This is a genomic window from Nocardioides marmoriginsengisoli, assembly GCF_003725695.1.
Classification (GTDB): Bacteria; Actinomycetota; Actinomycetes; order Propionibacteriales; family Nocardioidaceae; genus Marmoricola; species Marmoricola marmoriginsengisoli.
Genome location: NZ_RJSE01000007.1, coordinates 72325 through 93882, shown reverse-complemented (window position 1 = coordinate 93882; position 21558 = coordinate 72325). Strand labels below are relative to the sequence as shown.

Below are 21558 nucleotides of genomic sequence, written 5' to 3'. Positions count from 1 at the left end.
GTCATGAGCGACATCGAGGTCTCCAACAACACCGAGCTGAGCCGCTACGAGGCGCACATCGACGGCCAGCTGGCCGGATTCGCCGAGTACCACCTGCGCGGGTCGTCGATCGTCTTCACCCACACCGAGGTCGGCGAGGCCTTCGGCGGCCAGGGTGTGGCCGGGGCGATCGTGCGCTCGTCGCTGGACGAGATCCGGGCGGCCGGCGAGTCCGACGTGGTCCCGATCTGCCCGTTCTACAAGGGCTGGATCGAGAAGCACCCGGACTACGCCGACCTGGTCCACCACGCGGAGGGCCGGTGAGCTTCACGCCGGCCGACCTGCCCGACCTCACCGGCAAGGTCGCCGTCGTCACCGGCGCGAACTCCGGGATCGGCGTGCACACGGCCCGCGAGCTCTCCCGGCACGGCGCGAAGGTGGTGCTGGCGGTCCGCGACACCGCGGCCGGTGACAAGGCCGCCACCTCGATGCCCGGGGACACCGTCGTCGAGCAGCTCGACCTGGCCTCGCAAGCCTCGGTGCGGGAGTTCGCCGAGCGCTGGGACGGGCCGCTCGACCTGCTGGTCAACAACGCCGGCGTGATGCGGCCGCCGAAGTACCGGGAGACCGAGGACGGCCATGAGCTGATGTTCGGGACCAACCACCTCGGCCACTTCGCCCTCACCGGGCGGCTGCTGCCCGCCCTGCTCGCCGCCCCCGCGCCCCGGGTGGTGACGGTCGCCTCGATCGCCCACCTCGGCGGCAGCGCCCGGGTGATCGAGGGGAACCCCGAGGAGGGCTACGAGCCGGAGAAGTCCTACTGCCAGTCCAAGCTGGCGAACGTGCTCTTCGCCCGCGAGCTGCACCAGCGCGCGACCGCCGCCGGCAGCCGGCTGGTCTCGACCGGCGCGCACCCGGGCGTCTCGGCGACCGGGTTGGTCTCCGACCCGAACGGGATGGGCGCGAACCCGCTGGTCCGGTGGGTGACGCCGTTCCTGCTGCCGGTGATCCTCCAGTCCGCCGCCGCCGGCGCGAATCCGAGCCTGTACGCCGCCACCCTCGGCGAGCCCGGCTCGTACACCGGTCCGCAGCGGATGGGCGAGAGCCGCGGACCGATCGGCCCGGCCAAGCTGAACAGGCACGCACTCGACGAGGACCTGGCCGCGAAGCTCTGGGAGCTGAGCGAGCAGAAGACCGGCGTCACCTTCGCCCTGTAGCCGGACGTCGAGCCCGGACGTCCCCGGGAAAGTCGCTCGCTCCAACCCCGCCCGGACAGGGATAGTGTCCCCATGAGCGACCCCCTCACCGGCGAGGTCACCGACGCCGTCCTCGACCAGGCGTCGGGACGCAAGCTGCCGCGCGCGCTGACGCCGTTCCGGTCGCCGTCGTACCGGAAGCTGGCGCTGGCGCTGGTGCTGAGCACCTTCGCCGGCGGTGTCTGGATCGTTGCCCTGGTCTGGGAAGTGATCCGCACCGGCGGTGGTCCGGGCCAACTCTCGGTGGTCTCGACGGCCGCCTCGATCGGCGTGCTGCTGCCGGCGCTGCTCGGCGGCGTGGTCGCGGACCGGATCCCGCAGAAGTCGATCCTGCTCTGCGTCGCCGCGGTCGAGCTGGCCGGGATGAGCCTGGTAGCACTGCTCTCGATCGCGGACGTCACCCAGATCTGGCACCTGGCGGCGGTCTCGTTCGTCACCGGCGCGGGGATGGCGTTCTACTACCCGGCGTACTCGGCCTGGCTTCCGGCGATGGTCCCCGAGGAGGACCTGCTCGCGGTGAACGGCTTCGAGGGCATGGTCCGGCCGACGATCGGCCAGGCGATCGGCCCGGGCGTCGCCGGTGTGATCGTGGGCGTCGCCAATCCGGCGGCGGCGTTCACCGTCGCCGCGGCCGCCTCGCTCGCCGGGCTGCTGGCCCTCTCAGTCGTACCGAAGACTGCCGTACGGCGCGACCTGGACGCGGTCGCTGACGGTCACCCGGTGACCTCGGCGCTGCGCGACATGGCCGAGGGCTTTCGCTACATGATGCGCACCCCGTGGCTGCTCGCCACCTTGCTGTTCGCCTCGCTGATGATCCTGGTGATGATGGGCCCGCTCGAGGTGCTGGTCCCGTTCCTGATCAAGGAGAAGCTCGGTGGCGGTCCGGGAGACCACGCCCTGGTGCTGGCCGCGTTCGGGATCGGCGGGGCGATCGGGTCGCTGGTCGTGGCGTCCCGGCCGATGCCGCGCCGCTACCTGACGGTGATGAACCTGATGTGGGGGGTCGGCTGTCTGCCGTTCATCGTGATGGGGATCGCCAACCACGTCTGGGTCGTGGTGGCGTCGGCGTTCGTGCTCGGCATCCTGTTCTCGGGGCCGATGGTCATCTGGGGCACGCTGCTGCAGCGCCGGGTGCCGCCCGAGCTCCTGGGGCGGGTGGCCTCGCTGGACTTCTTCGTCTCGATCAGCCTGATGCCGATCTCGATGGCGCTCGCCGGACCGGTCGCCGACCTGATCGGGTTGCGGACGACCTTCCTGATCGCCGGCATCGCGCCCACCGTGTTCGCAGTCGCGGCAATCCTGATCTGGCGGTTGCCGCAGGACGAAGTCGCGAATCCGCTGGACTAGATCTCGATCACTGCCTTGCCGCGAACCCGACCGGCGGCGAGGTCGCCGATCGCACGAGCAGCCTCCTCGAACGGGTAGACCTCGGAGATCGCCGGGGTGACGTCGCCCCTCTCCACGTGCTCGACCATCGTGGCCATGTCCGCACCGCGCTCCCCGGCGACTACGGCCTTGAGCCGCTGACGGACGAACGGTCCGAGCAGGGCTACCGCCAGGGTGCGCTCCATCCCGCCGAGCACCCGGCCGCCCTGGTCACCACCGACGATGACCACGGCGCCGGTCCGGGTGACCATCCGGCGCAGCCTCCGGAGCGGAGTGTTGCCGGCGATGTCGATGACGGCGTCGTACGGCGCCCCGGCGGCGAGGTCGTCGACCGCGTAGTCGAGCACCTCGGTCGCGCCGAGCTTGCGGACCAGGTCGGCCTTGCCGGCGCTGCAGACTCCGGTGACGACGCCGCCTGCCGCCACGGCCAGCTGGACGACGAAGCTGCCGACCCCGCCGGAAGCACCGGTCACCAGGACCCGGTCGCCGGTGGCGATCCGGGCGGCAGCGATCGCCTTCAACGCGGTGAGGCCCGAGACCGGGATCGCGGCCGAGGCGGCGAAGTCGAGGGACGCCGGCTTCCGAGCGAGCCGCTTGACCGGGACCACGGCGTGTTCGGCGAGCGAGCCGTTCGCGGTGCCGATCACCTCGTCCCCGACCGCGAACCCGACGACGCCCGGACCGCAGGCCTCGACCACGCCGGCGAGGTCGCGCCCGGGGATCGTGAAGCGCGGCCGGCGCAGGCCGGAGTACGGGCGGACCATCAGCGGGGTGCCCGTGAGCAGGTGCAGGGTGCCGCTGTCGACAGCGGCGGCCCGGACCCCGACGAGCACCTCGCCCTTCCCGGGAACGGGCTGCGGACGGTCGCCGATGCTGAGCCGGTCGGCCCCGCCGTACTCGTGGTGGACGATGGCGCGCATGACCTCCCCTTACGTTGTAAGTCTGGAAGTTGACGGTACCCTTACGCCGTAAGTTGGTCAACCAGGAGGTGCGATGCCGCGGACGCCGCTGACCCGGGCCGCCGTGCTACGGGCGGCGATGGAGCTCGCCGATGCCGACGGGCTCCCGGCGCTCTCGATGCGCGCCGTCGCCCGCGCTCTCGGGGTCGAGGCGATGTCGCTCTACCACCACGTCGCCAACAAGGACGCGATGCTCGACGGGATGGTCGACGAGGTCTTCGCCGCGTTCCACCTCCCCGAGATCGGAGCGCCGTGGCGGGCCGAGCTGCGCACCCGGTCGGTCTCGGCGCGCGCCGTCCTGCACCGGCACCCGTGGGCCGTCGGGCTGATGGACTCGCGGCGCAACGCGGGGTACGAGACCGTCCGGCACCACGACGCCGTGCTCGGCTGCCTCCGTGAGTCCGGGTTCTCCTGGGAGCTCGCCGGCAGCGCCTTCGCCCTGCTCGACGCGCACCTCTACGGCTTCCTGGTCCAGGAGCTCGCGCTCCCGTTCGAGGGCGAGGCCGATCTCGCCGAGCTGGCCGGCGCGATGTTCGACGCCCTGCCCGCGGGAGAGCTGCCGTACTTCCGCGGCTTCGCGACCGAGCGCGCCCTCCAGCCCGGCTACTCGTTCGCCCCCGAGTTCGAGATCGGGCTCGACCTCATCCTCGACGGGTTGGAACGGCGGCACCTGGCTCAGTGAGTGGTGGCGTCGAGCAGGATGCCGAAGTCGAGTGCCGTAGCCCGGATCTTGAGATCAGTACGAGCGCTTTTCCAGCAGGGCCACTCCTGGTCCAGTCAGCTCGGCGCAGCCGGCCTTCCGGCCGGTCATCGCCATCAGCAACGGGAGCATCGGTCCGGAGACTTCCTCGCCCTCGCCGTGCGACCAGTCGGCGTCGGTGGCCCGCAGCGCCAGACCGGCGATCCGGCTCTTGGTCCCGATCAGGGTGTTCGAGCCCTTGTAGAAGTCGGCGACCTGGACCACGGCACCGGCGTCGTAGACGTGCTTGATGCCCAGCGGCCGGCGGATGTCCTCGGCATGCACGATCGCCTCACCGAGCCAGGACTCCTTCGGCCCCGGCGGTGCGCTCGTGGAGTGCTCGATCGTTCGGAAGTTGGCCAGGGTCGCGGCGTTGTCCGACCCGAGGTGCTTGTCGATCTGGGCGTTCGCGAACTTGTTGAAGTTGAACCCGGCCCGCGCGAAGCTGCCGAAGAAGCTCAGCGGGGTCAGCGACCCGGTACCGGTCATGTGCGCCAGGGTCTGCGCCACCGTCCAGTTCTGGCACAGCGACCTCGTGCCCCACTGCTCGTCGGTGAGCCCCGCGAGGTCGTCGGCCAGGGCACCGCGTTCGGCCGCGACGGCGGCCCACAGGTCGGTCATGGCTTGATGCTGCCACGCGGAGGACGCGGACGACATGGTCCGTCCGGCCTCTTCTCAGGGCAGCTCCTCGACGCAGAGGTCGAAGGCGTTGATCAGAGCTTGGGCGAGGAGGACCTCGTCGTCGTGGCGCAGGTAGCCGACGACGCGGCCGAGGTCGCTGACCGGGATAGTGGAGAGATCATCGCAATTGATGACACTCGCGGTGTCGAGCCCGTGCCGCTGTCCCACCGGCACCTCGCTGTCGAGGCCTCGGATCCTGGACGTGACCGACGCGACGGTGACGCTGGCCATCGCGCCGCGCGCCTTCTCCCGAGTCAGGACCACGACGGGCCGGGTCTTGTCCATCCGAGCGAGCTGAATGGGCCGCATCAGTCGAGCCACGGACGTGGCTGACGCGCGTTCCACTCCGCGAGCGCCAGCAGGTCCGGGTCTTCGGACGTCGACAGGTAGATCTCCGCGTCGTGCTCGGCGGAGAGCTGTCGTTGGTACTTCATCAGGGCCTTCGTCACCACCGCAGCCCGCGACGCCTCCCCGCCGGCGACACGTTCGTCGAGGAAGGCGACCAGGTGCTCGGGCAGACGTACCGCGACCTGAATGCTCATGGGAGCGATGGTACCAATTTGGGATGCAACCGTCATCGCCCCAGACTCGCCTGGTTCGGCCGGGTGCGCAATCGGGAATCCACAGGCGGAAAACGCGCGAAGCCCCGGCCGGTGGACCCGGCCGGGGCTTCTCACGACTGCGCGCGGAGAATCAGCCCTCGGGCTCGTTCTCCAGGTTCGCGGCGACGCGGCGGTGCGCCTCCCAGATCGCCTCGGGCAGGCGCTCGAACTGGCTGAGGTGCTCCTCGCGGTTCGCCATCTCCTGCTTCCAGCGCGGGACGTTGATCGTCAGGATCGTGTTGAGGTCCTCGGGCGTGATGTCGACGCCGTCGAGGTGCAGCTCGTCCTCGGTCGGGATGATGCCGACCGCGGTCTCGCGACCCTTGACCTCACCGTTCTTGAGCTGCAGCAGCCAGAGCAGCGGGCGCAGGTTGTCGCGGTAGCCCGGCCACAGGAAGCGGCCGTCCTCGCCGCGCTGGAACCAGTTCACGTGCGCGAAGATCGGCTGGTCCTTGGCGGCACCGACGACATCGAGGTAGTGCTGCGCGTAGTCGCCCTCGCCGTACGCCATGAACGGGCGGTTCGACATCGGGTCGTAGCGGAGCACGCCCTCCTTGCCCTCGGCCGCGGCGGTCGCCTCGGCACCCAGGGTCAGGCCGTCGTACACGCCCTCGGCCAGGTCGTGGATCGCCCGGATCAGCGGCTCGCGGTCGCGGGTGCGGCCGCCGAAGATGATCGCGTCGATCGGCACGCCGGCGGCGGCGTTGTAGTCGCTGGCGATGTTCGGGACGTTGTCCAGGGTGGTGGTGAACCGGCTGTTCGGGTGCGCCCACGGCTCGTCGGCCCGCTCGGCCGTCCGCTCCGAGATCGCGTTGCCCTTCCAGTCCAGCCAGCCGGTGTTGTCGGCGGGCGGCTCCGGGGTGCGGCCCTCCCACCAGACCTCGCGGGTGGTCGGGTTGTAGGCGATGTTGGTGAAGATCGCGCCGCTGCCCTCGTCGATCGAGTGCAGCGCGGTCGGGTTGGTGCCCTCGTTGGTGTCCTTGGCGACACCGAAGACGCCGTACTCCGGGTTCATCCCGTAGAGCTTGCCGGAGGCCTCGTCGACCCACAGCCAGGCGATGTCGTCACCGTAGAAGGAGACGTGGTAGCGGTCGCCCAGGACGTCCGGGGCCAGCATCATCGCGAGGTTGGTCTTGCCCGAGGCGCTCGGGAAGCCACCGCAGATGTGGTAGTCCTTCCCGGTCTCCTTGTCGTGGATCCCGATCAGCATGTACTGCTCGGCCAGGAACTTCTTCGAGGCCCAGCCGTCGTACGCCGCCTGGCGCAGACCGTGCGCGATCTTGCCGAGCAGCGCGTTGCCGCCGTACGACGAGCCGTAGTGCAGGATCGTCCGCTCGTCGGCGACGGTGACGAAGTAGCGCGAGTCCTCGGGGGTGCCCTGGCCCAGGTTCTCCAGGTCGCCGGTGACGTGCACGGCGCGGACGAACTGGTTCGGGTCGGCCAGGTCGTTGACGTACTCCACGCCGACCCGCGCCATCCGGATCATGTGCAGCACGACGGTGCGGCAGTCGGTGAGCTCGACGCCGGTCGCCCACGGCGCCAGCGCGTTGCCCGGAGGCGCCATCAGGTAGGGGATCACGTACATCGTCTTGCCGGCCGAGGCCCCGCGCATGTTCTCCTTCTGCAGCGCGGTCATCTCGGCGGCGTCGCGCCAGTTGTTGTACAGGCCCTTGTCCGTCGGCGTGCTGGTCGCCACGACGGTGCGCTCCTCGGAGCGGGCGGTGTCCTTGTGGTAGCTGCGCGAGTAGTACAGGCCGTCACCGGCGGGGTCCAGCTCGCCGGCCTCGAGGCACTCGGCGATCAGACGTGCGTCGTCGGCGGCGGAGACGACCTCGATGCGCTCGGCACCGGTCAGCTCGGCCCAGTACTTCACATAGTCACGCACCGCCGGATTGGTCAGTCCAGCAGCATCAAGAACGTTGTCCATGGGGGACATCATGGCTTCTTCCTGTTGTCAACGAGGCGCGGCTGAGACTACATGGGCCCAACCGGCCTTCATCGTCGTGTCCGAAGGGCGTACGCGCAATCGGAACGATCCAAATGCGTGCTCGGTCAATCGGACGGGTTCTTCTCCGCCGCGGTCACGCAGCAGCGGCCCTCGCCCGGAGCCAGATCGGCCCGGACCCCCGAGCAGCCGAGACCCTCGACCACGCCGCTCACGTACTCCAGGTTGAGGCCGCAGACGAGCTCGGTCTGCTCCTGCGCGACCCGGTGGAACGGGCAGTTGTGCAGCAGCAGGGTGTCGTCGTCGATCCGCGGCTCGTAGCCGCTGCCGACCAGAGCAGCCGCCAGCCGGTCGAGCTCCCGGGGCGCCTCGGACGCCTCGGCGGCGCCCGACCGCGCACCCGCGTCCCGGGCGACCCGGCTCGCGACGCCGACCACCGGCTCGCCGGTGGTCGCGGACTCGGCGACCGCGGTCGCCAGGATCCGGCTCAGCAGGTCGTAGTGCCGCTCGGGCAACGAGACCGAGATCTCCACGCCGGAGCGCCGGTAGACCTTCGCCGGTCGCCCGGCACCGGGTCCGGTGCGTCCGGACAGCCGCATGAACTCGACGTCGAGCAGGCCCTCGTCGACCAGGCGGTCCAGGTGGAACTTCGCGGTATGCGCCGGGATGCCCACGCCGTCGGCGGCCGCCTCCCGGCTGACCGGCCCCCGGGCCTCGACCACGAAGCGGTAGAGGTCGCGGCGGATCGGCTCGGCCAGCGCCGCGATCCCGGCCAGACCGCGCTCCTCCTCGAACATTTCTAAAAGATATCTGACTTGACGATAGAACACCATCGGGTGTTCTATCGGAGAACAACTTCTCTTTTGGAATGGAGCCCCCTGATGACCGCACCCGCAGCGACCTCCCCGTCGCGAGCAGCCCGTACCGGAGCCGACGAGGCCTTCCTGCTGCTTCGCACCGTCTTCACGATCGCGCCGATCCTCTTCGGCATCGACAAGTTCGCCCAGGTCCTCAGCGACTGGGACTTCTACCTCGCCCCCTGGATCAACGACCTCGTCCCCGGCACCGCCCACGACGCGATGATGATCATCGGCGTGGTGGAGATCGCCGCCGGCCTCGTCGTCGCGATCCTCCCGCGGCTCGGCGCCTACGTGGTGGCGGCCTGGCTGGCCGGCATCATCCTCGACCTGCTCACTCTCGGTGACTACTACGACGTCGCCCTGCGCGACTTCGGCCTGCTCGTCGGCGCCCTTGCACTGGCCCGGCTCGCCACCAACCGCGGACCGCGATGAGCTCCGCCGCCCACGAGGTGACCCGGCTGGCCAGTCGCAGCCGGGTCACCCACCCCGCTCCCGGGCGCGACCTGGACAACGCCGAGGCGGCCGCCGCCGAGTTCCTGCGCTCGCTCGGGATCGATCCGGACGACCCCGCGACACCGGATCTCGCCGACACCCCGCGCCGGCTCGCGCTCGCCTACGACGAGCTGCTCGACGTCCCGGAGTTCGACTTCACCACCTTCGCCAACACCGAGGCGTACGACGAGCTGGTGGTCGTCGGCGACATCGCCTTCCAGTCGATCTGCGAGCACCACCTGCTGCCGTTCGTCGGCGTCGCCCACGTCGGCTACCTGCCGGCGGACCGGATCGTCGGACTCTCCAAGCTCGCCCGCACGGTCGACCACTTCGCCCGCCGGCCGCAGACCCAGGAACGGCTGACGATGCAGATCGCCGACCTCCTCGAGGAGCAGCTGCGGCCGCGCGGGGTCGGCGTGGTGCTGCGCGCCGAGCACACCTGCATGACCCTGCGCGGCGCACGGTCGCCGGGCACCGCGACCACGACGTCGTCGATGCGCGGGCACCTGCGGGAGCACCCGGCAGCCCGGGCCGAGTTCCTCGCCCTGACCCGGCCGATCGCGCTCTGAATGAAACATAATCCGATTTTGTTTCATTCGTGCTAGCGTCGCGGCCATGGCCCGCCGCCCCTCCCGCGCGCTCCTCGGGGTCCTCGCGCTGCTCGCCCTCGTCCTCACCGCGCTCACGGTCACACCGGCGCAGGCGTCCGATCCCGCACGGGACCGGTCCTGCGGGTGGATCCTCGAGCCCAGCGCGGACCGGGAGAACATCCTGTTCCCGGACCTGGCCACCCGCTACCTCGGCGCGGCGATCCCGGTTCCTCCCGGCGGATCGATCGAGCTGACCGGGGAGTTCCCGCACGCCCGGTACATGTCGTTGCAGACCTACAGCCTCGGACTGCAGACGGCGAGCAACCTGCGCGACGACGAGATCGAGCCCGATCCCGGCTCGGTCAACCCGTTCCGCGTCGGCACCGACCGGACGGCGACCCGGCGCAGCTACACGGTGCGGGTGGTCAACGGCCGGCCGCCGGCGACGAACCGGCCGCCGAACACGCTCTACAACAACAGCGCCGACGGCACCCGGTACGGCATCGCGATCGCCTACCGGATCTACCTGCCCGACCGCGGCGCCGGCGCTTTCGGGGCGGTCGCGGCACCGGCGATCACCCTGGTGCTGGCGAACGGCACCCGGATCCCGCTGCCCACCTGCCCGGACCCGGTCCCCGACCTGATGCCGGTGACCGACCTGCTCGCCGGCCTCGGGCTCGCCCTGCCGCTGCCGCCGCTCGGCCTGCTGGCACCGCGGACGCCGCACTTCATGCGCTACGTGAACGTCGTCCAGACCTACGCCACCGACGTCACCGAGAACGGGTTCACCAGCGGCACCCTCACGCCCGCGGTCGCGCGCCTGACCAGCAGGCTGCCGGCCGGGCTCGGCGAGAACGTCGACAACAAGTACGTCTACGCCTACCTCTCCTCCGAGTGGGGCAAGGTGGTCCTGCTCAAGGGCAAGATGCCCACTACCCCGCGCACGTACGACGGCCAGGCGGTCACGACGGGGGGCGAGCAGATGCGCTACTGGTCGCTGTGCACCGCGAACCGCACCACCCAGACCTACGGCTGCGCCAACGACGAGGACGTCCAGGTCGACGAGAACGGGTACTTCACCGTCGCGATCTCGACGGCCGCCAACCGGCCCCGGAACGCCACCGCCGCCTGCGGGGTCTCCTGGCTCCCCTGGGGCATCGACCCCAAGGGGATCGCCTACCTGCGCAACATGCTGCCGCGCCCCGACTTCGGCCACGCGGTCCAGGACGCGGCGTACGGGTCCGAGCGGCAGACGCTCGGCGACTACTACCCCGTCGGCCGGTACTTCGCGACCCCGAAGGCGTTCGAGCAGGAGATCGGCTGCCACCCCGCGCCGTAGCCGGGCGTCGTACCTGAGCCCAGCACCGCGGTACCTGAGGGGGAGGACGCGGCCCGCCGGCGCGACCAGGCTGGGAGCATGACCACGCTCACCGACACCGTCCCCCGTGCCTCGCTCACCGATCTGCGGCTCCTCGCCGTGGCCGTCGCCTCCGGGATCGTGCTGGGGGTCGGCGACCTGGTGGTGATGATGAACGTCCCCTTCCCCTGGGCGAACCTCGCGAACTCCAGCGCCGTCTGGGCGCTCGGCGCGTTCGTGCTGGGCGCGGTGCTGCGGGTCGATCCGCTCCGGACCGCGATCGCCGGCAGCGTGATGCTGGTGGTCGCCGTCGAGGCGTACTACGGCTACGCGGCCCTGATCGACATGGGCGGCGTCGCAGCACTGTGGTCCGAGGTGGCCCGGACCTGGATGGTGTTCGGCGTCTTCGCCGGCGTGATCTTCGGCGTCGCCGGTGCCTGGACCAGCGGCTCGGCGTGGTGGCAGCGGGTGGTCGGCTCGGCCTTCGGCGCGGCGGTGCTGCTCGGCGAGGCGCTGCACACCTGGGCGAACCTCAACGGCCAGTACGGCCGGTTCCGGACCGAGCTGATGCAGACCTCGATCGTGATGGCGGTGCTGGGCGTCCTGGTCCTGGTGGTCAGCGCTCGCCGCCCGGCGGTGCTGACTCCGGCGGCGGTGGCTGCGGTCCCGACAGCGGTGTTCTGCGCGGCCGCGTTCTCGGCGATCGGGATCGCCTACTGACGACCTGCGCCGTACTCGGCGACCCCGGTGAAATGATCACGGCCCGGACGGACATAGGTCAGGGTGATCGCTATGGATGCGACGTCGGACGCCGGGGCGCGGCGTACGCGGTTCGAGTCGGTGGCCGCCGAGGTCGTCGAACCGGTACGGCGCTACCTCGCCCGGCGTACCGACGCCGCGACCGCTGACGACGTCCTCGGCGATGTCCTCCTGGTGCTGTGGCGGCGGTTCGACGACGTCCCGGGGACGCCGCTCCCCTGGGCGTACGGCGTCGCCCGCAACTGCCTGGCCAACGCCGAGCGCGGCGCCCGCCGGCAGCAGCGGGTCGCGGCCCGGATCACCGCCGTCGACCCGCCCCGCGAGATCGCACCGGAGGACCCCGAGGCGGACGAACGGGTCCGGCGCGCCCTGGAGCGGGTCCGTCCCACCGAGGCCGAGCTGCTCCGGCTCTGGGCCTGGGAGGAGCTGTCACCCTCCGAGATCGCCGAGGTCCTCGGGATCACCCCCAACGCGGCCGGCATCCGGCTGCACCGGGCCCGGGAGAGCTTCAAGGCCGAGTTCCGAAAGGACCGACCCGGTCCCGGACATGACCAGGTGACGGAAGGAGACCGGACATGACCGACGATGGCTTCGACGCGGACGACGAGACCCGCCGCCAGCTGCACGCCCTCGACCCTGCCCGCTCCCTCGCCCCCGCCGACGCGGACGCGTTGGCGCAGATCCTGGAGGACACCATGAGCCAGTCCACGCACGAGCCCGCCAACGGGACCGACCCGGCCCGGAACGTACGCCGCCTCGCCCTCCTCGGCGGCGCGGCCGCGGCGGTGCTCGCCCTCGCCGTGGGGGTCGGCATCAGCCTCGCGGACGACGACGACCCGGCCAAGTCCCCGGGCCCCGGGGTCGACCTCACCGTCACCAAGCTCACCGCCGGTCCCCCGGTCTCCGCGAAGTGCATGGCACCGGAGGCGTCGAGCATCGCCGCCCAGGAGATCGCGTTCGAGGGCGAGGTCACCGAGATCGCCGACGGCGTCGTCACCCTCACCGCCCTGCAGTTCTTCCAAGGCCCCGCGACCGACCTCGTCGAGGTGGCCGAGCCGGACCAGACGATGAGCGAGATGCCGGTCGACTTCCAGGTCGGCAAGGTCTACCTGGTCGGCGCGACCCGGGGCGAGGTCTCGATCTGCGGCCTCAGCGGGCTCGCCACCGACGACCTGCGGATCCTGTACGACGAGGCGTTCGCCAAGTAGGTCAGCGCGGCGCCATCCGCAGCGCCCCGTCGATCCGGATCACCTCGCCGTTGAGGTAGTCGTTGTCGACGATCGAGAGCACCAGCTTGGCGTACTCGCCCGGGTCGCCGAGCCGGCTCGGGAACGGCACCCCGGCGGCGAGGCCGGCACGGAACTCCTCGGAGACGGTCTCCATCATCGGGGTCAGCATGATCCCCGGCGCGATCGTCATCACCCGGATCCCGTGCTGCGCCAGGTCGCGGGCGGCCGGGAGGGTCAGGCCGACGACGCCGCCCTTCGAGGACGCGTAGGCGGCCTGGCCGATCTGGCCGTCGTACGCGGCGACGGAGGCGGTGTTCACCACGACGCCGCGCTGTCCTTGCGCGTCCGGCGTGGTCGCGGCGATCTGCTCGGCCGCCAGGGCCATCACGTTGAAGGTGCCGATCAGGTTGACCCCGACGACCTTCGCGTACGTATCCAGGTTGTGCACCCCGCGCCGACTCAGCACCCGCTCGGACGGCGCGATCCCGGCGCAGTTGACGACCACGCGCAGCGGCTCCGGGCCGGCCGCGACCCCGGCGATCCCGGCGCGCACCGACTCCGCATCGGTGACGTCGACCTCGACGTACTCGACCCCGGCCGGCGCGGTGGTCCCGCGGACGGCGTCGATCGAGTCCTTCAGGTCGAACGCGTAGACGCGGGCACCCTGGCGGGCGAGCGCGGCAGCCGTCTCGGCACCGAGCCCGGAGGCCCCTCCGGTGACGATCGCGGCAGTGCGGGCGAGCTCCATGATTCGTGCTCCTTCTTCGGGTGGGACGCCGGTCCCGCCGGCACGTGGGGAGAACCAGTGCAACGGGGAGATGCTGACGGGACCAGCGGTTCGGGGATACCCGCGCACGTCGCTCCGTGCCGGGGGTGGGGGGTGTCAGGCTCCGGTGAAGACCGGGGTCTTCCGGGCCAGGAAGGCGTCGACGGCGGCGGCGTGGTCGCCGGTGCGGCCGAGCACCACCTGCTCGTCCGCCTCGGCCTGGAGAGCAACCGCGAGCGGCTGGGTGGGCGACGTGGCGAGTAGGCGCTTCGAGGCGGCGATCGCCCGGGTCGGCCCGGCCGCCAGCCGGTGGGCCAGCTCGCGCGCGTGCCCGGCGACCTGGTCGGGTGCGACCACGTCCCCGGCCAGACCCCAGCCGATGCCGTGCTCCACCGAGAACGGCTCGGCGAGCAGCACCAGCTCGGAGGCCCGGGCGTGGCCGACGGACCGGCTCAGCGAGGCGGAGAGCCCGGAGTCGCAGGTCAGGCCGACGCCGGTGAACGCGGTGGAGAGCGTCGTACCGGTCGCCCAGACCTGGAGGTCGCAGGCGAGCACGAAGCCGAGACCGGCTCCGACGCAGGTGCCGTTGACCGCGGCCACCACCGGCTTCGGCATCGTCGCCAGCAGCAGCGTGATCGGGTTGTAGTGCCGCTCGACGGTCTCACCGGCGGAGGCCGGATCCTCCTTCAGCGCCTGGTCGAGCTCGCGCAGGTCCTGGCCGACGCTGAACGTCGACCCGGCCCCGGTCAGCACGACCGCGCGCACGGACTCGTCGTCGGCGACCTCGCGGAGCGCCGCCAGCAGGGCGTCCTTCGCGGCCGTGCTCAGCGCGTTGCCGGCTTGGGGGCGGTTCAGGGTGACGACCGCGACCGCGCCGTCGCGCTCCAGCAGCACCTCGCTCACCTCGGTGAGGATCATGCGAGCTTCTCGTAGACCACGACCGGGTTGCCGCTCGGGTCGGTGATCGTGGCCCGGCGCTCGTGCGGCCCGACCACCACCTCCGTGCCGGGGTAGCCCTCCAGGACCGCGTCCAGGTCGTCGACCTCGACGCTGACCAGGACCCGGCCGGCGACCGGCTGCTGGGACTCGTCGGCCAGCCCGAGGGTGACGGCGCCGTCGGTGACGGCCGCGTACCGGTCCCCGTCCCGGAACCTGGTGGTCAGCCCGAGACCCTCGTAGAACGCGAGCTGCGCGCCGAGGTCGTCGGCGGGGACGATCACGTGCCCGATCTTCATGAGCGGAACCTCGGCATGACCTCGCGGGCGAACCGCTCCACGATCTTCATCGACTGCTCGATCGGCATCCCCAGCCACTGCGAGCGGAAGACGAAGTGGTTGAAGCCGGCGTCGGCGAAGTCCTGCACCTTGGCGGCGATGTCGTCGGGCGAGCCGAAGAACAGCGCCTTCTCCTTGATGCCCTCCCACTGGGAGTCGAAGTAGTCCATCCCGTACTGGACGTACTCGCCGTAGGAGCGCTGGACGGCGGTGCCGGCGATCGCGAAGGCCTCCTCCGACGAGTCGGCGACGCAGAGGTCCCGGTGGATCGGGAAGGTGGCTCCGGTGTCGTCGAAGCCGGCCGCCGCCCGGTGCTCGCGGTAGTCCTTCAGGTTCCCGACGGCCCAGTTGCGGCGCACGTTGGACGGCGCCAGCCAGGGCAGCCCCTGCTTGGCGATCCGCTCGATCCCGATCGGGCCGTTCGCGCCCACCCAGACCGGGATCTCGTCCTGGGCCGGCAGCACGCTGCAACGGACGCCGTCGAGGTCGAAGTGCTGGCCGTGGTGGGTGACCTTCTCGCCGGACCAGAGCTGCCGCATCACGTCGAGCGACTCGTTCATCCGGGAGACCCGGGTACGGCGCTCCACCCCGAAGGAGGCGAACTCGTCCTCGCGGTAGCCCGACCCGATGCCGAGGACGAAGCGCCCTCCGGACATCTGGTCGATGGTGGCGATCTCCTCGGCCCAGTGCACCGGGTGCCCGAGCGGGAGGATCAGGATCCCGGTGCCCAGCTCCATCGACCCGGAGTGGTCGATCAACCGGGACAGCAGCGGCAGCGGCTGGTGGGTGCTCAACGACGACAGGTAGTGGTGGATGCCGAAGAGCGAGTCGTAGCCCAGGTCGCGGATGTGCTGGACGTACTCGACCAGCTCGCCGGTCCGGGCACCGATGTCGGTGCCCGGGTCGTACTGGTGATCGAGCAGGATCCCGAACTTCACCGCCGGCTCACGCCTCTTCTTGCGAGCGGCTGTCGCTGAGCCGGAAGTACGGCGCCACCATCCGGTCGCGGTCGGCGAGCGCGGCACTGACGCCCTGGTCGCGACGCTCCTTGAGGAAGTTCCAGTCGCCGGGGTCGAAGGACGCGTTGGTGGCCCAGCCGTGGCCGACCCAGCTGGTCATCGCGCCGAGACCCTTGCCGCGCGCCTCCATCATGATCTGCATCATCGACTTACCCATCATCAGCGAGTCCAGCGGCATCACCGCGATCGCCTCGGCGTAGTCCGCGACCCACTTGTCCAGCTCGTCGCGCTCGACCACCTTGGTGACCAGGCCCTTGCGCTCGCCCTCCTCGGCACCGATCGCGCGCATGGTGAGCATGACGTCCTTCATCGTGGTCAGGCCGACCTTCTCGACCCAGTGGTACATGTCCTGCGGGGCCGGGCCGAGGTAGCGGAAGGCCGGGTGCGTGAACTTGGCGTCCGGGCTGGCGATCACGATGTCGGCGGAGAGCGCGATCTGGAAGTGCCCGCCGTAGCAGTAGCCCTGCACCTGGCAGATGGTCGCCTTCAGCGACTCGATGATCGGGCGGGTGAACCCGGAGGAGAGCACGTTGCGGTCCGGGAGGATCCGCTGGCGCTGGGCCGGACGACGTCGCGACGCCTTGTCGGTGCCGGACTTGTAGCCGATGTAGTGGCCGAGCTCGGCGGCGTCGGCACCGGTGCCGAAGTGGTCGCCCTCGCCCTTGAAGATGATCACCTTGACGCGGTCGTCGGACTCGGCCTCGCGGACCAGGTCACCGACCCGCTCGAAGGCCGCGACCGGGATCGCGTTGAGCCGGTCGGCGCGGTCGAAGGTGATCGTCGCGGTCGAGCGCTCCTCGTCGACCTCGTAGCGCACGTACGACGCCAGGGTCTCGGGGTCGACCTCCATGTTCTCGACGTCCCACTGGTTCTCCAGCAGCTCGGCCTCAGTCTTCTTCACGGCAGTTCCTCACTTGTTTCGTTGGTCGATCGGCCCGAGTTCGGGCATCGGTGTCGTTGCGGTCGGTACGGCGGCGCGGCGTCAGCGGAAGGCGGGGAACACCTCGGCGGCGAAGAGCCGCAGCGATGCCCGCACTTTGTCCGCCGGCATCCCGAGCCAGCCGGGTCTGAAGATCACGTGGTTGAAGCCCTGGTCCCGCAGCGCGGAGATCCGCTCGATCAGGTATTCCGGCGAACCGAGCATCAGGGTGTTCACCACGAGCTCGTCGAACCGGTCCCGCTGCCAGCGCAGGGCCGGGTACTCCGCGTAGGTCGAGTACTCGGTGCGCGCGTGCGGCAGCGCCTCCTCGACGGCCTGCTCGTTCGTCGGCGCGCAGTAGAGCTCGACACCGACCGGGCGCTCGACGGCTCCCGAGTCCTTGCCGAACTCGACCAGCGCCTCGTCGTAGACGGCGACGTGCTCGGGCAGGAAGCGCTTGCTCGGCGAGTTGCCGGGGGCGTACCAGGCGTCGCCGAGCCGGGCTGCCCGTCGTACCGCCTTCTTGCCGCCGGCGCCCACCCAGATCGGCGGACCGCCCGGGGTCAGTGGCGTGATCCCGATGGTGGCGTCGTGCAGCGGGTAGAACTCGCCGTCGTGGTTGACCACCTCGCCGGTCCAGAGCTCGCGGATCAGCCGCAGGCTCTCGTCGAGGCGCCGGAAGCGAGAGTCCGGGTCGACCCCGAAGGCGGCGAACTCGTTCTCGCGGTAGCCCGCCCCGACACCGAGCACGACCCGTCCGCCGGAGAGGTGGTCGAGGGTGGCGAACTCCTCGGCGACGTGGACCGGGTGGAACAGCGGCAGCAGCAGGATCCCGGTGCCCAGCGTCATCTCCCCGGTCCGCGGGATCAGGCTGGCCATCATCGAGATCGGCTGCGGGGTGGCCAGGTTGGAGCCGAAGTGGTTGATCGTCCACACCGAGTCGTAGCCCAGTTCCGCGGCCGTCTCGACGGTGCCGAACAGGTCGCTCAGGTGCTTGCCGAGGTCGTCGGCGTGCGGGTACTGGTGCGAAGCCATGATCCCGAACTTCATCAGCGCACCCCGCCGTCGGCCGGGGCCAGGTCGGGCACCGAGGCCCGGCTGATCTTGCCGGTCGCACTGCGCTCGAGCTCGGCGACGAACTCGATCCGGCGCGGGGTCTTGAAGTGGGCCAGCTCCTCGCGGGCGAAGGCGACCAGCGCAGCGGCGAGGCCGTCGTCGTCCAGCGCCGTGTCCCGCTCCCGGACGACGAGCGCCACCGGGATCTCCCCGAGCCGGTCGTCCGGTACGCCGACCACCCGGATGTCACGCACCAGCGGGTGCGCGCGCAGGGCGTCCTCGATCTCCTCGGGCCAGACCTGGAAGCCGGCGCACTTGATCATGTCGCGCTTGCGGCCCGACAGCCAGAGCACGCCGTCGTCGTCGACGTAGCCCATGTCGCCGGTGTGCACCCAGCCGTCGCGGACCAGCTCCGCGGAGGCCTCGGCGTCGTCGACGTAGCCCTTCGTCATCGCCGAGCGGACCACGACCTCGCCCTCGGTGCCGACGGGTTGCGCCGCGCCGTCGTCGTCGCGGATCTCCAGCTCGACACCGGGGTAGACCCGGCCGGCGGACCCGGGCTTCCAGAGACCGGCCTTCATGTCCCGGCCGGTCCAGCCGGCGATGTGGCCGGACTCGGTCGAGCCGTAGTTGACCAGGATCGGCACCTGGTAGCGCTCCTCGAACGCGCGCCGTACCGTCCAGGAGATGGCCTGGCCGGCGACCAGCACCGACTTCACGCCCTCGAACGGGAGCACCCGCTCGGCGTGCACGATGTCGAAGACCATCGTCGGCAGGAAGAAGAAGTTGTCGAAGCGGTACTGCTCCATCAGGTCGCCGAGCAGGTCGATCGAGAACCGCTCCCAGACCACCGCCGGCCGGCCGACGAAGAACGCGAACAGCAGCGAGTGCTGTCCGCCGGAGTGGAAGAGCGGCAGCGCGATCAGGTTCGGCTTGGCGTCGAGCGCCGCGGTGCCCTCGTCCTCGGTGCCGGTGGAGACCCGGGCCAGCCGCTGCAGCGAGCCGCGGGTGCCGGCGTGGGTGACGCTGACCGCCTTCGGCCGGCCGGTGGTGCCGCCGGTGAACAGGATGCAGGCCTCGGCGTCGTCGTCCACCTCGACCGCGTCGACGCGCTGCTGGTGCTGCCAGTCGAAGACCGGCACGTCCGGCAGGCTGCCGTCGATCGAGCGGACCGGGACCTCGGAGTCGATGCCGGCGACCACGTCGGCCCGGCGCCCGTCGACCAGCAACAGCCGAGGCTGGGTCTTCGCGAGCGACTCGGTCAGCTCGGCAGCGTTGTACAGGCTGCTGATCGTCACCGGGACGGCGCCGACCTTCCAGGCGCCGAAGAGGAAGAAGACGGTTTCGGGACCGTTGGTCAGGTAGAACGCCACCCGGTCACCGGCGCCGATGCCCTCGGCCCGCAGCGCCGCGGCGACCCCGCCGGCAAGCAGGTCGATCTCGTCGAAGGTCCAGGAGCGTCCGTCGTCACCGAAGAGCGCCGGTACGGCGGCCCGGTCGGCGCAGCGCGCAGCGAGGACGGCGGCCAGGTTCGTCGTACTCATCAGGCGGCCTCGGCGGCGTCGAGGAGTTCGATCACCGCGCCGAAGCGGGCGATCTGGTCCATGGCCTCGTGCTGGCTCGCCCCGACGAACTGGAGCCGGAGCGACACCTCGGTGATGCCGAGGTCGGACTCCCAGCGGCGGAGCTTGGCGACGATCTCCTCCGGGGTGCCCACCAGGCAGTCCTCCTCGAGGTACCGGTCGATGTCCAGGCCCTGGGCGTCGTCCCAGGACTTGTAGCCGGCGTACTGGCGCTCCAGGTGCGGCCGGACACCGGCGACGGCGGCGGCGTGGGTGTCGGCGACGAACGCCTCCCGGGACATCGGGTACCCGCGGTCGTGCGAGAAGCCGTGCTCGGTCAGGGTGTCGCGGTAGATGCCGAGCAGCCGGGACAGCTCCGCGTCGTTGCCCTTCGGGCCGATCAGCCAGGGCGTGTCCAGCCGGGCCGCGCGCTTGATCGCCGGCTCGGCGAAGGCGCCGATCCACAGTGGCGGGCCGCCGGGCTGGACCGGGCGCAGCACCACCGAGGCTCCGGGGACCTCGCCCCAGCTGCCGGCGAGGTCGAGGGTCTCGCCGTTCCACAGCGCGCGCAGGATCGGGACGTACTCGGCCAGCCGGGTGAGCCGGTCGGGCCAGTCGACGCCGAAGGCCGTCGTCTCGCGCTTGCGGTAGCCCGCGCCGATGCCGACCGTGAGCCGGCCGTTCGACAGCACGTCCAGGGAGGCGAGCTCCTCGGCGAGCGCGATCGGGTTGAGCAGGGGTGCCAGCAGCACGCCGGTGCCGATCCGGACCCGGTCGGTCGCGGCGGCCAGGTAGCCGGCCAGCGGGATCGGCTGGATGAACGCCGACTGCGCCAGGTAGTGGTGCCCGAGGTAGACGGCGTGGAACCCGGCCGCCTCGGCGGCCGCCGCCTGGGTCACCACGTCGTCGACCCCGTCGACGGCGGACGCCGACGGGTCGAACTGGGCGCTCAGGAAGCAGCTGACCTTCACCCGACGACCGCCTCTTCCACCGTCGCGGTCGAGCCGGCACCTTCGCGGAAGTACGGGATCACCTCGGCGGCGAACATCTCCATCGACTTCAGCGCCGCCTTGCGGTCCAGCGACGGGATCCGCAGCCAGCCGATGTAGTGGTTGATGCCGAGCTGCTCGCGGAGCATCTCGATGGTCTCGATGACCCGCTGCGGCGACCCGAAGTTGCCGCCGTGGGTGAGGGTCTGCTCGAGGGTCAGCAGCTCGATGTTCTTGGCCACGGCCGCGTAGTAGTCGCGCTCCTTCTCCATGGCGTCCTCCGAGCCGGGGATGACCTTCCCCACCGACTTGTAGTAGTTCAGCGCCGCCTGGGCAGCCTCCTGGAGTCCAGTCTCGCCCTCACCGCACCAGACCTGCTGCATGAAGGGCAAGTCGTAGGTGCTGAGGTCGAACCCGTTCTCCACCATGGCGTTCCGGTAGAGCGCGAAGTTCTTCTGCATGATGCCGAGCGGGGTGAAGTTCGGCGAGGTGATGATCGACTCGCCGATGGCGCCGCGGTCGCGGAAGCTGTCCGGCGAGACGGTGCCCTGGAGGATCGGCGGCCCGCCGGGGGTGAAGGGCCGCGGGTAGGTGGTGATGTTGTCGTAGTGCAGGTACTCGCCGTGGAACGAGAAGTTCTCCTCCGACAGCGCCAGCCGGATCACCGCGAGGGTCTCCTCGTAGCGGCCCTTGGACTCCTCGAGCGGGATCCCGAAGCCGGCGAACTCGGAGGGCTGGTAGCCGCGGCCGACGCCGATCGAGACCCGGCCCTCGCTGAGCACGTCCAGCGCGGCGATGTCCTCGGCCAGGCGGAGCGGGTCGTGCAGCGGGAGCACCAGGACGGCGGTGCCGATGGTGATCTGCTTGGTCCGCTCGGCGATCGCCATCCCGAAGTTCATCGGGCTGCCGAGCATGCCGTACTTGGAGAAGTGGTGCTCGGCGAGCCAGACCGAGTCGAAGCCGAGCTCGTCGGCGAGCTGGATCTCCTCGAGCGTCTGGCGCAGCACCTGGTTGTCAGATCCGGCGTCGGACGCCGGGAACAGGTTCATGACTCCGAACTTCACGTGCACTCCTCGTATATTCCGACCAGTTGGTATGTTACCGAGATGCCGAGTCCCCCGCAAGGGCTCGGTGGTGAT

The 21558-nt window shown here is 70.7% G+C and carries 25 protein-coding genes; 10 read left to right on the top strand and 15 right to left on the bottom strand.

Translation table 11 applies throughout. The features are described 5' to 3' along the window. The first annotated feature begins 3 nt into the window (after positions 1–3). The 3 genes from EFK50_RS09150 (at position 4) to EFK50_RS09140 (ending at position 2582) form a co-directional block, all read left to right on the top strand. A complete protein-coding gene (locus EFK50_RS09150; protein WP_123227280.1) occupies positions 4–303 on the top strand; it encodes a GNAT family N-acetyltransferase in 300 nt (99 codons plus the stop codon). Next, the gene (locus EFK50_RS09145; RefSeq protein WP_123227279.1) at positions 300–1196 is read left to right on the top strand and encodes an SDR family NAD(P)-dependent oxidoreductase; all 897 of its coding nucleotides are present in this window, start codon (positions 300–302) and stop codon (positions 1194–1196) included. The genes EFK50_RS09150 and EFK50_RS09145 overlap by 4 nt, the downstream gene beginning before the upstream one ends. Before the next feature lie 72 nt (positions 1197–1268). Further along, positions 1269–2582 carry an MFS transporter gene (locus EFK50_RS09140; protein WP_123227278.1) on the top strand — a complete coding sequence of 438 codons (1314 nt, stop codon included), beginning with the start codon at positions 1269–1271 and terminating at the stop codon, positions 2580–2582. Here EFK50_RS09140 and EFK50_RS09135 read toward each other — a convergent pair. Further along, on the bottom strand, positions 2579–3541 hold the full coding sequence (locus tag EFK50_RS09135; protein WP_123227277.1) for an NAD(P)-dependent alcohol dehydrogenase: 963 nt from the start codon (positions 3539–3541) through the stop codon (positions 2579–2581). The genes EFK50_RS09140 and EFK50_RS09135 overlap by 4 nt on opposite strands. A 73-nt stretch (positions 3542–3614) precedes the next feature. Between EFK50_RS09135 and EFK50_RS09130 the strand changes: the two genes are divergently transcribed. Further along, complete coding sequence (locus tag EFK50_RS09130; protein WP_123227276.1) at positions 3615–4262, top strand: TetR/AcrR family transcriptional regulator C-terminal domain-containing protein; 648 nt, start codon at positions 3615–3617, stop codon at positions 4260–4262. A 54-nt stretch (positions 4263–4316) separates the two neighbouring features. Here EFK50_RS09130 and EFK50_RS09125 read toward each other — a convergent pair whose 3' ends face one another. From EFK50_RS09125 to EFK50_RS09105, 5 genes are all read right to left on the bottom strand, one after another. Next, a complete protein-coding gene (locus EFK50_RS09125; protein WP_123227275.1) occupies positions 4317–4940 on the bottom strand; it encodes a maleylpyruvate isomerase family mycothiol-dependent enzyme in 624 nt (207 codons plus the stop codon). Between the two features lie 54 nt (positions 4941–4994). Continuing rightward, positions 4995–5309, bottom strand: coding sequence for a type II toxin-antitoxin system PemK/MazF family toxin (locus EFK50_RS09120; protein WP_123227274.1), 315 nt, complete (start codon positions 5307–5309; stop codon positions 4995–4997). Then, positions 5309–5542, bottom strand: a complete 234-nt coding sequence (locus tag EFK50_RS09115) for a ribbon-helix-helix domain-containing protein (RefSeq protein WP_123227273.1) — start codon at positions 5540–5542, stop codon at positions 5309–5311. The genes EFK50_RS09120 and EFK50_RS09115 overlap by 1 nt, the downstream gene beginning before the upstream one ends. A 151-nt stretch (positions 5543–5693) precedes the next feature. After that, on the bottom strand, positions 5694–7529 hold the full coding sequence (locus tag EFK50_RS09110) for a phosphoenolpyruvate carboxykinase (GTP) (protein WP_246004102.1): 1836 nt from the start codon (positions 7527–7529) through the stop codon (positions 5694–5696). A 125-nt stretch (positions 7530–7654) separates the two neighbouring features. Continuing rightward, a complete protein-coding gene (locus EFK50_RS09105) occupies positions 7655–8344 on the bottom strand; it encodes a helix-turn-helix transcriptional regulator (RefSeq protein ID WP_123227272.1) in 690 nt (229 codons plus the stop codon). Between the two features lie 84 nt (positions 8345–8428). On the opposite strand from EFK50_RS09105, the gene EFK50_RS09100 reads away from it, so the two are divergent. The 6 genes from EFK50_RS09100 to EFK50_RS09075 all read left to right on the top strand — a co-directional run bounded on the left by EFK50_RS09100 (position 8429) and on the right by EFK50_RS09075 (position 12813). Continuing rightward, positions 8429–8839, top strand: a complete 411-nt coding sequence (locus EFK50_RS09100) for a hypothetical protein (RefSeq protein WP_123227271.1) — start codon at positions 8429–8431, stop codon at positions 8837–8839. Then, positions 8836–9468 carry a GTP cyclohydrolase I FolE gene (folE, locus tag EFK50_RS09095; RefSeq protein WP_123227270.1) on the top strand — a complete coding sequence of 211 codons (633 nt, stop codon included), beginning with the start codon at positions 8836–8838 and terminating at the stop codon, positions 9466–9468. The genes EFK50_RS09100 and folE overlap by 4 nt, the downstream gene beginning before the upstream one ends. A 46-nt stretch (positions 9469–9514) precedes the next feature. Continuing rightward, positions 9515–10828 (top strand): hypothetical protein, encoded by a 1314-nt coding sequence (locus tag EFK50_RS09090; RefSeq protein ID WP_123227269.1) that lies wholly within the window; start codon positions 9515–9517, stop codon positions 10826–10828. 78 nt (positions 10829–10906) lie between these two features. After that, positions 10907–11566 carry a DUF6518 family protein gene (locus tag EFK50_RS09085; RefSeq protein ID WP_123227268.1) on the top strand — a complete coding sequence of 220 codons (660 nt, stop codon included), beginning with the start codon at positions 10907–10909 and terminating at the stop codon, positions 11564–11566. 72 nt (positions 11567–11638) lie between these two features. Further along, complete coding sequence (locus EFK50_RS09080) at positions 11639–12184, top strand: RNA polymerase sigma factor (protein WP_123227267.1); 546 nt, start codon at positions 11639–11641, stop codon at positions 12182–12184. Beyond that, positions 12181–12813 (top strand): hypothetical protein, encoded by a 633-nt coding sequence (locus EFK50_RS09075; RefSeq protein WP_123227266.1) that lies wholly within the window; start codon positions 12181–12183, stop codon positions 12811–12813. Before EFK50_RS09080 ends, EFK50_RS09075 begins: the two co-directional genes overlap by 4 nt. Position 12814: 1 nt before the next feature. Here EFK50_RS09075 and EFK50_RS09070 read toward each other — a convergent pair whose 3' ends face one another. From EFK50_RS09070 to EFK50_RS09030, 9 genes are all read right to left on the bottom strand, one after another. After that, positions 12815–13582 (bottom strand): SDR family NAD(P)-dependent oxidoreductase, encoded by a 768-nt coding sequence (locus tag EFK50_RS09070; protein WP_123227265.1) that lies wholly within the window; start codon positions 13580–13582, stop codon positions 12815–12817. 135 nt (positions 13583–13717) lie between these two features. Beyond that, a complete protein-coding gene (locus EFK50_RS09065) occupies positions 13718–14518 on the bottom strand; it encodes an enoyl-CoA hydratase/isomerase family protein (RefSeq protein ID WP_123227264.1) in 801 nt (266 codons plus the stop codon). Continuing rightward, the gene (locus tag EFK50_RS09060; protein WP_123227263.1) at positions 14515–14835 is read right to left on the bottom strand and encodes a VOC family protein; all 321 of its coding nucleotides are present in this window, start codon (positions 14833–14835) and stop codon (positions 14515–14517) included. The genes EFK50_RS09065 and EFK50_RS09060 overlap by 4 nt, the downstream gene beginning before the upstream one ends. Further along, the gene (locus EFK50_RS09055; RefSeq protein WP_183407746.1) at positions 14832–15812 is read right to left on the bottom strand and encodes an LLM class flavin-dependent oxidoreductase; all 981 of its coding nucleotides are present in this window, start codon (positions 15810–15812) and stop codon (positions 14832–14834) included. The genes EFK50_RS09060 and EFK50_RS09055 overlap by 4 nt, the downstream gene beginning before the upstream one ends. A 7-nt stretch (positions 15813–15819) precedes the next feature. Further along, positions 15820–16794, bottom strand: a complete 975-nt coding sequence (locus tag EFK50_RS09050) for an enoyl-CoA hydratase/isomerase family protein (RefSeq protein ID WP_123227261.1) — start codon at positions 16792–16794, stop codon at positions 15820–15822. Between the two features lie 81 nt (positions 16795–16875). After that, a complete protein-coding gene (locus tag EFK50_RS09045; protein ID WP_123227260.1) occupies positions 16876–17862 on the bottom strand; it encodes an LLM class flavin-dependent oxidoreductase in 987 nt (328 codons plus the stop codon). Further along, positions 17862–19412, bottom strand: a complete 1551-nt coding sequence (locus EFK50_RS09040) for a class I adenylate-forming enzyme family protein (RefSeq protein ID WP_123227259.1) — start codon at positions 19410–19412, stop codon at positions 17862–17864. Before EFK50_RS09040 ends, EFK50_RS09045 begins: the two co-directional genes overlap by 1 nt. After that, a complete protein-coding gene (locus EFK50_RS09035) occupies positions 19412–20401 on the bottom strand; it encodes an LLM class flavin-dependent oxidoreductase (RefSeq protein ID WP_183407745.1) in 990 nt (329 codons plus the stop codon). The genes EFK50_RS09040 and EFK50_RS09035 overlap by 1 nt, the downstream gene beginning before the upstream one ends. Further along, positions 20398–21483: an LLM class flavin-dependent oxidoreductase gene (locus EFK50_RS09030; RefSeq protein WP_123227257.1), complete on the bottom strand. Its 1086-nt coding sequence runs from the start codon at positions 21481–21483 to the stop codon at positions 20398–20400. The genes EFK50_RS09035 and EFK50_RS09030 overlap by 4 nt, the downstream gene beginning before the upstream one ends. Positions 21484–21558: the final 75 nt, after the last annotated feature.